The organism is Butyrivibrio sp. MB2005 (genome assembly GCF_000424285.1).
GTDB lineage: Bacteria > Bacillota > Clostridia > Lachnospirales > Lachnospiraceae > Butyrivibrio.
Genome location: NZ_AUJP01000012.1, coordinates 189,995 through 198,422 on the forward strand (window position 1 = coordinate 189,995; position 8,428 = coordinate 198,422).

Consider the following 8,428-nt stretch of genomic DNA (forward strand, 5'->3'; position numbering starts at 1 on the left):
TTGATGCTAGGAAATGAGTATGATACTTTTTCTTCTCAAAATCAAGTTAAAAAACTATAATCAGCGTAGCGATAACCCCCCAGGGGGCTTGTGGAGTGGATTTCACAATGCTATCCTTTCCATTGTGTGAGGTAATTTAAGCACAGTGGAGGATACTATATTATGAAGAAAAAATTTCTAGCAGCACTTCTTGCTGCAACCATGACATTATCAATGGCAGCCTGTGGTTCCGGTGCAGGAACTCAGACAACAGAAACTCAGACAACAGAATCTGAGGCATCTGCTGATACACAGGCGACAACATCTGATGATCAGACAGCTGACGCAAGTCAGGCTACAGCTACAGGTGAAAAGATTCTTCACACTGCAGCATCTTTTGCTTATCCAAGTCTTGATGTGCACAAGGAATATTATGGATGGTACACATCCATTTATGGAGTTTCAGAGGCACTGTTTAAGCTCGATGAAACCATGAGCGCAGCTCCATGTCTTGCCAAAGACGCAGTTTCTGATGGCACCACATGGACTATTACACTTAATGATGGAGTCCAGTTCTCAAATGGGAACCCTCTGTCAGCTGATATGGTCGTCAGAAACCTTCAGCGTCTTGCTGCAGAGAACAGCAGATTTGCTTATTTGGGCGATTTTGAAATGACTGCTACAGATGACAAGACAATCGTTATCGATACAAAGGAAGTTTATCCAACTCTTAAGAACGATCTGGCAAGCCCTGAGTGCGGAATGATAGATCTTGATGCAACAACAGATTTTGACAATGCGCCTGTATGCACAGGCCCGTTTGTTGTAAAAGAGTTTATACCTGAGGGTGATGTTACGGTTGTAAAGAATGAGAACTACTGGGGCGGTGATGTCAAGCTTGACGGCGCTGTATTCTACTACATGCAGGAGGATGATCCCAAGCTCCTTGCTATGCAGAGCGGCGAGATCGACTGCTACAACAGCGTTTCATCTGCAGCTCTTGAGGTCTATAACCAGAGCCCTGACCTGTACGATGTAGTTTCAATTCCCGGTGCACGTCTTCAGTACTACATTCTCAATGAGAATACACTTGATGATTCTGTGAGAGAAGCGATCAATCTCACTGTTGATAAGGACAAGATCGCAGAGTACCTTTCTGGTACAGTATCTGCAGCAGTTGGACCATTCTCAACATCAGCTGCTTATGGCAAGGTAAATGTTCCTGCAGTAGATACTGCCAAGGCAAAAGAGCTTTTGGAGGCCGATGGTTATACACTTGGAGCTGACGGCATCTACGAGAAGGATGGTAATAAGCTCAGCATCAGCATTGCATACTATGCAGCAAGATCTCTTGATACTCTTGCAATTCTGATCCAGGAACAGCTTAAGGCTGTTGGTATTGATTCAACACTTAGAGTTGAGGAAGATCCGGATGCTACTTACATTGCAAACGCTGACTTTGATCTTGCTCTTTACTGCATGATCGCTGATAAGTCAGGTGATCCTCTTTACTTCATCGACTCAACTCTTGCAGACGGAGCTTACTACAATGTAGGTGGATTTGAGAGTGCTGAATGCCAGAGCATGATTGAGCAGCTCAGAATTGAGACAGATACTGCAAAGAGAGCAGAGCTTGCCAACAAGATCGTTCAGATTGCTATAGATGACAATGCATTTGGATATGTTGGACTTTTCAATAACACTACAGTTCTTCGTAAGGGCGTAAGCGGATTTGCTGAGTATGTTCCTTTCGATTTCTATGGAGTAGACGCAGAGACTGACATTAATGGCTAAACAAATACTTAAAAGGATCCTGGGACTTGCCCTGATACTTTTAGTGCTGAGCTTTCTTGTGTTTGGCATAATGTATCTGGCTCCCGGTGACCCTGCGGAAAAGAGACTCACCTCCCAGGGTGTGGTGGTCACAAAAGAAATACTGCAAGCGGAGCGGGAGAGGCTTGGCCTCCTCCGCCCCTTTATCGTTAGATATGCAGACTGGCTAAGAAACGTTCTTAGGGGAGATTTTGGCGTTTCCTTTAAGGATGATCTTCCGGTCGCGCCAAAACTGATAAAAGGGCTTAAGAACACATGTGGACTGGCTTTAACCAGTCTGCTTTTGGCGCTTATAATCTCTTTTCCACTGGGGATATGGTCAGCGGTTAAAAAAGGAAAATTGGTAGACCATATTGTTAGGCTCTTTTCATTTATAGGTAATTCTCTTCCGAATTTCCTGATATCAGTACTTTTGATGTATCTGTTTTGCATACATATCAAGGTCTTTCCCGTAATTGCAGATGGAAGCATCAAAGGACTTATGCTCCCTGCACTTTCTCTGGCGATACCCATGGCAGGAAGGTTTACAAGACAGGTTAGGAGTGAACTCCTGGATCAGCTTGGAGAAGAGTATGTTGTGGGAATGAAGTCCAGAAAGGTAAAGGGCAGATTTATTCTTATCAACAATGTCCTTAGAAACAGCCTTGGACACATACTTACAATAATCGGCCTTCAGATCGGAACCCTGATGGGAGGCAGTGTTGTTATTGAGAATATATTCAGATGGCCGGGTATCGGCAAACTTGTGATGGATTCCATAACAGCCAGGGACTACCCTGTGATCATGGGCTTTGTGCTTATTATGGGAACAATCTATGTTGTTATAAATCTGATAGTTGATATTACCTACAGGCTTTTGGATCCGAGGTCTTTTTAATGAACCATAAACGGAAAAAGATTAACAGAATAAAAGTAATAATATCTGCAGGTGTTGCACTGCTTTTGGTGCTTATAGCTCTTTTCGCAAGTGTTATTGCACCTAATGATCCATATGCAACAAGCGCATCAGCCATAAGGTCAGCTCCGTCCGGGGAATTTCTGTTTGGAACAGATAACCTGGGAAGATGCGTGTTTTCAAGAGTTTTATACGGAGCAAGGACAACTATAGCAGCTACATTTATACTGGTTGCGATTTCTTTTATCCTGGGAAGCATTATTGGAATCCTTAGCGGATATTATGGCGGAATATTGGATGAAATTATGATGAGGATTGCCGATATTATGCTGGCATTTCCTCAGATGGTAGTAGCCATCGCGGTTGCGGGCATTCTTGGAGGAGGACTTTCAAGTGCCATGATTGCGCTGGGAATAACTATGTGGACCGGGTTTGCCAGACTTGCACGGAGTCATACTTTTGCCATAAAGAATTGCCCCTACGTGCAAGCTGCAAAACTGGCAGGAAAGAGTGGGCCGGCTATAATGATGGCCCACATACTTCCCAATATAATAGCACCACTTCTTACAAATGCCCTTACACAGATAGGAACCACCATGATAGGTATCTCGGGCCTGTCTTTTTTGGGGCTTGGAGTTGTGCCACCCACTGCTGAGTGGGGGTCAATGATCAATGAGTCCAGGGCATATATACAAATAGCACCTTGGGCTGTGCTGTATCCGGCAATTGCTACCATAGTCACCATCATAGTATTTAACTATCTTGGGGACTGCGTCATGGAATATAGAGATGAGGATTAAGCATGGATACAATACTTAGGATAAACAATCTCTCTGCCGGCTATGGCGATGAGAGTGTTATAAATGATATCTCTTTTGAAGTGGAAGCAGGTAAAAGAGTCTGTATCGTCGGCGAGAGCGGAAGCGGTAAATCTACGCTTCTTAAGGCTATTCATGGCTTTGGAGGCGTGACTAAAACATGCGGAAGTATAGAGACTCCAAAAGACATTTTACTTGGCATTGTGCCTCAGAATCCCGGCGGATCTTTTAATCCCATAAGGACTTACAAGGCACAGATAATGGAGGCGCTAAAAAGTAATAACATCGACTTTAAAATAGATGAAGTTGAGAAGACACTCCAAATTCTGGGACTTAATGATGCTAAAAGAGCGCTTGCATCAAGGCCTTATGAGCTGTCAGGAGGCATGAACCAGCGTATGGCCATTGCCACAACAATGCTCTTGGAGCCGGGGATTTTATTATGCGATGAAGTTACAAGCGCCCTGGATGTTAAGACTGCAGGGATGGTTGTGGAGCAGCTTCTTGAGATCAACAAACTAAAGGGTACTACTATTTTGATGGTTACCCACCATTTGGGTATCGCATCTAAAATGGCTGATTACATTGGAATCATGAAAAGTGGCAGGATGCTTGAGTATGGCCCTGCAAAAGAGATCCTGGAGAATCCACAAAACGAGTACACAAAAAATCTCTTGAAGGCCGTACCAAGACTGAAGGTGAGCTGATATGCCGGATTCAGATATAATTTTAGAAGGAAAAAATCTAAATAAAAGCTACGTTGATAAAGGTAAAAAATTACAGGCTTTAAAGGATGTGAGTTTCTTCCTGAAAAATGGAGAGATTCTTGGAATCGTAGGCGAGAGCGGAAGCGGAAAGAGTACTCTTCTTCGTCATGTCAGCTGCCTGGAAAAGCCTGATAGTGGAAATCTTTATTATAAGGGAACAGAGTATACAGGTAAGTCGCCGGCCTTTACTGGAACCTTTCTGCAGATGATATTTCAGGATGCCCAGATGTCTTTTGACCCAAGAATGAAGATGAAAAAAGCCGTTGTGGAAGCTGCAAAGGGCTGTGGCCATGAAAAACTGTCACGAATCCTTGAGGCTGTCGGGCTTGATGAGAGTCTTTTGGAGAAAAAGGCAGGCAACATGTCCGGAGGACAGTGCCAGCGAATGTCAATTGCAAGGGCACTTTGTTCTGATGCCGGTATTCTTTTGTGCGACGAGGCAACAAGTGCGCTGGATGTTACAACTCAGGCCCAGGTAGTAGCTCTTTTGCAGCAGCTGCGTGAAAAAGAAGGGGTGTCTATCATATTTGTCTCCCACGACATTGCTCTGGTGAGCATGCTGTGCGACAGGATAATGGTAATGAAAAACGGAGAGTGCGTGGAAGAGGGAGAGACCGGCAGAGTCCTTGGAAATCCGCAACATGAGTACACGAAAGAACTGCTTGATAATCTTATTGAGTAACAAACTTTTAGAAAAATAATTGAGGTATACGTAGTAATATGACTAAACTTATGCAGATTCCTTTTGAGGAGGAAGCTGAAGATATCAAAGATAAAGTTGTGACCTACTGGTCCAAGAGAGCGGAGAGCTTTAGTGAGCACAAACACGAGGAGATACACAGCAGGAAAAAACAGCTGTGGCAGGCGGAGTTATTAAGACACTTTTCAGCTGATGATAAGCTGTCTGTTCTGGATGTTGGATGCGGAGCCGGTTTTTTTGAAATGGTGTTGTCGGATTTTGATTTTGACGTGACCGGTGTGGATCTTACGCCTGAGATGATAGATAAGGGAAAAGAGCTGCTTTCGCGCCATGGAGCAAAGGCGCGCCTTATGGTTATGGACGCAGAAAAACTGGATTTTGCCGATAGCTCTTTTGACCTGGTGATAAATAGAAATCTTGTCTGGACACTTCCGCATCCGGTGGAAGCCTACATGGAGTGGCACAGAGTGTTAAAGCCGGGAGGAATGCTGCTTGTGTATGATGCAGAGTATGCAAAGGGCTTTCACCACTATGACCAGATGCAGAACCTTGCCCACAAAAATGTAACCGATGCCATGGTAGAGGAGTGCCACGATATTTACCACATGTTATCTATCAGCACTTTGGACAGACCAATGTGGGATAAGGAAGTTCTTGAGAGAATCGGCTGCGAAAATGTAGTTGCTGATCCTGAGGTTGGAGATAGACTCTATGGTGAGAAAGACCAGTTTTATATGCCTGACAGGATGTTTCTGGTAAAGGCTCAGAAAGCAAAAATATAAATAAATGGAGTGGAGTTTGAGATGAGAAGAGGAATTGATACTACAGATATGATGGTATATGGCCACGAAGCCTGGATAATCACTGATAAGAGTGTATATGAGCCGGGGGAAGAAGTCTGCGGAATAATGAGGTGGGGACATCACATGAGGCCGGACGGATTCTTTCGCCTTGATGAGATAAGAGCTTTTGCCACAGATGAAAAAGGAAACAGAATAGCAATAACACCGGTAAAGGGCCCGGGCGATGAGCAGGGAGACTATTATGAGCTTCGCTTTACGCCGGTTTCTGAGGGCATTTATACCCTTATGTGTATCTATGACAACAATTATGTAAGAGATGAAAAAGACGTGTATTATGAGGGCGACAGAAGGACATATCCTGATATTCTTGATGCCAAGAACTATCCTCAGATATATGTGACAAACATAACTGTTGGAGATAAGAAGGGGACTCCCGAATTTATCCATGAGTCCAGAGTAAGCTTCGTTCCCGATCCCTGGGAAGCAGACACCGATGTGCTTCATTTAAAGCTTATTCACGACAAATTCCCGCTTAAGGGATCCACGGTAGTTGTTGTGTTCTATGATGGAAAAGAGTATTTTGAGAGAATCCTGAACACAGATGAGGAAGGCAGGATATTCTTCTCAGTGGAGAAAAAGGGTGTGTATATGGCCGTTACAAGAACTCCGCTGGCGGAAGGAATTCCCGGAATCTATGACAGCAAAGAGATAGCTTCAACATTCACATACGTTAAAAGGTAATACAAAAACAGGATGCGTTTAACATGCATCCTGTTTTTGTATTACTCCGTAGGTCACCATGGGACCATTCTTGATTATGCTAAGAGATGAGCACTGGTGGATCAGAACTCCGTCAGTATCGGCAATGGCTGTGTGAAGGGGTCTTCCAAAGTAATCCCTTATCTCACCAAATTTATCACCTTTTGAAAATCTCTCTCCCACCTTTTTCTCCGGATACCAGCAGCCGGTGAATGGGGCGTCATCACTGAATTCTCTGAGTTCTGTCTTAGGATATGTCTTGTACTCTCCTTCAATAAGACCAAGGAATTTCAAAATGTTCAGCACATCCTCTTTGTCTGCCTGTACCTCATCCTTTGGAAGCAGGCTTAACTGACCGCGCTCTATGAGAACACTGGGGATTCCGGCCATGGAGGCTGTGTTGTAGGCGCCTTCGGTGGTACAGGTACTCTTTACGCAGTAGGAGGCGTTTACGCAGTCCACCATCTTTTTTGCAATATCACTGGCAGGAGAAGCTCCCACGTAGTATGCGTAGGGGATAAGAGTCTCGTATCCGTCTCCGCTATGCAGGTCAATGTAAGCATCAGCGTTTTTGATAAAAACATCAAACAGAAGGCTTGCCAGGCGATCCGCGGCTGAACCATCCTTGTCTCCCGGGAAGACCCTGTTGAGATTCTTGCCATCCTCATAAACAAGGGACATGGTTCTGTTTTCAAAACCTGACCTGTTGGCTAATGGGATGATGATAAGATTTCCTGAAAGGTCTTTGGGAGAAATCTCATTAGAGAGCTCAATAGCTGCCTGAATGCCGACATATTCTGCGTTGTGAATGCCGGCTGTGACAAGAACGGTTTTGCCCGGCTTTTCTCCGCAGATGATGATGTGGGGAATGTGTATCTCGGTTCCGCCGACATGTATATGATCTTTTATCGTCTTGCCGGAGGTAAGTTCGTGTCCGGCTATATTTATTTTCTCCATAGTTTTTAAACCTCACTTCAGAGCCAAGGTTATCATGTTAGGACCGGGACTTTCAAGCCCCCTGGGGGGTTACATAGCTCCCGCGTACACAAAAAACCATAAACATCAGTACCATATCTAATGAACCTCAGCCTTAGGACGCTTGCTAAGTGCTGAGGGTTTTTTGTAGGAATTCGGTGTCAAAATTTAAAAATTTTGGCTCCGGTTTTCTGTTGTAGTAAAAATGCGGCATAGGGCAGTGTCAGATATACGTGTCATTAAGAAATAGCGCATACTCTGGAATTGCTTAAGAAAAACTCTTATAATCAAAGTTGCAGCTATGACAGTATCCTAAGCCTGCGTGAAGTGGGTCTTGATTATTTGCCGGATGATATAAAGAGGCCTGTTTCAGAAGACAAGATGCAGGAGTTAGTAATCCCACTCGACTATGTGAATGCAGAGTGGCTGCCTAGGGAGGTTCAAGATACCGCTGTAATCAGAAAGCAAGAAGAATCTTAGTATAGAATAACTTTCAGGATAATGAAATAAGCAAATCGGGATTAGTGGAGTAGAACATGGATAAAAAAAGGGCTTTGTCTGGCGCCATAACATTTATAACCCTAATGGGAATCGTAAGTCTGTTTTCGGACATGACTCATGAAGGCGCCAGAAGCATATTGGGCGAATATCTGAACCTCGCAGGGGCATCCGCTGCAACCATCGGATTTGTGTCCGGTATAGGAGAATTGTGCGGGTATTCACTAAGGCTCATATCCGGATTTATAGCAGATAAAACGAAGAAATACTGGACATTTGTTATCACAGGCTATGTAATACAGGTTCTGGCGATTCCTGCACTGGCACTCGTACCTGAACATGGCTGGATTTGGGCCTGCGGTCTTGTGATCCTGGAGCGTATCGGAAAAGCGATAAAAAAG

General features: G+C 44.2%; 9 protein-coding genes. 8 read left to right on the forward strand and 1 reads right to left on the reverse strand.

Annotated elements, in window-relative coordinates; all coding sequences use genetic code 11:
* Positions 1 to 162: 162 nt before the first annotated feature.
* Genes G610_RS0108645 through G610_RS0108675 form a run of 7 tightly spaced genes read left to right on the forward strand, consistent with a single transcriptional unit; the run spans position 163 to position 6,536 of the window.
* Positions 163 to 1,773 (forward strand): ABC transporter substrate-binding protein, encoded by a 1,611-nt coding sequence (locus tag G610_RS0108645; protein WP_026518318.1) that lies wholly within the window; start codon positions 163 to 165, stop codon positions 1,771 to 1,773.
* Positions 1,766 to 2,689: an ABC transporter permease gene (locus G610_RS0108650; protein WP_026499101.1), complete on the forward strand. Its 924-nt coding sequence runs from the start codon at positions 1,766 to 1,768 to the stop codon at positions 2,687 to 2,689. The genes G610_RS0108645 and G610_RS0108650 overlap by 8 nt, the downstream gene beginning before the upstream one ends.
* Positions 2,689 to 3,507 (forward strand): ABC transporter permease, encoded by an 819-nt coding sequence (locus G610_RS0108655; protein WP_022779912.1) that lies wholly within the window; start codon positions 2,689 to 2,691, stop codon positions 3,505 to 3,507. Before G610_RS0108650 ends, G610_RS0108655 begins: the two co-directional genes overlap by 1 nt.
* 2 nt (positions 3,508 to 3,509) lie before the next feature.
* The gene (locus tag G610_RS0108660; RefSeq protein WP_026519960.1) at positions 3,510 to 4,232 is read left to right on the forward strand and encodes an ATP-binding cassette domain-containing protein; all 723 of its coding nucleotides are present in this window, start codon (positions 3,510 to 3,512) and stop codon (positions 4,230 to 4,232) included.
* A 1-nt stretch (position 4,233) separates the two neighbouring features.
* Entirely contained in the window at positions 4,234 to 4,974 is a 741-nt protein-coding gene (locus tag G610_RS0108665) for an ABC transporter ATP-binding protein (RefSeq protein WP_022779914.1), read from the forward strand.
* 38 nt (positions 4,975 to 5,012) lie between these two features.
* Positions 5,013 to 5,774 carry a class I SAM-dependent methyltransferase gene (locus tag G610_RS0108670; protein WP_051197871.1) on the forward strand — a complete coding sequence of 254 codons (762 nt, stop codon included), beginning with the start codon at positions 5,013 to 5,015 and terminating at the stop codon, positions 5,772 to 5,774.
* A gap of 21 nt (positions 5,775 to 5,795) precedes the next feature.
* Complete coding sequence (locus tag G610_RS0108675) at positions 5,796 to 6,536, forward strand: DUF4198 domain-containing protein (protein ID WP_022770374.1); 741 nt, start codon at positions 5,796 to 5,798, stop codon at positions 6,534 to 6,536.
* Positions 6,537 to 6,554: 18 nt separating this feature from the next.
* On the opposite strand, the gene G610_RS0108680 is transcribed toward G610_RS0108675, so the two are convergent.
* Positions 6,555 to 7,511, reverse strand: coding sequence for a succinylglutamate desuccinylase/aspartoacylase family protein (locus G610_RS0108680; RefSeq protein ID WP_022770375.1), 957 nt, complete (start codon positions 7,509 to 7,511; stop codon positions 6,555 to 6,557).
* A 554-nt stretch (positions 7,512 to 8,065) separates the two neighbouring features.
* On the opposite strand from G610_RS0108680, the gene G610_RS0108690 reads away from it, so the two are divergent.
* Positions 8,066 to 8,428, forward strand: a 363-nt coding sequence (locus G610_RS0108690) for an MFS transporter (protein WP_026524465.1), incomplete at its 3' end; no start/stop codon positions are given.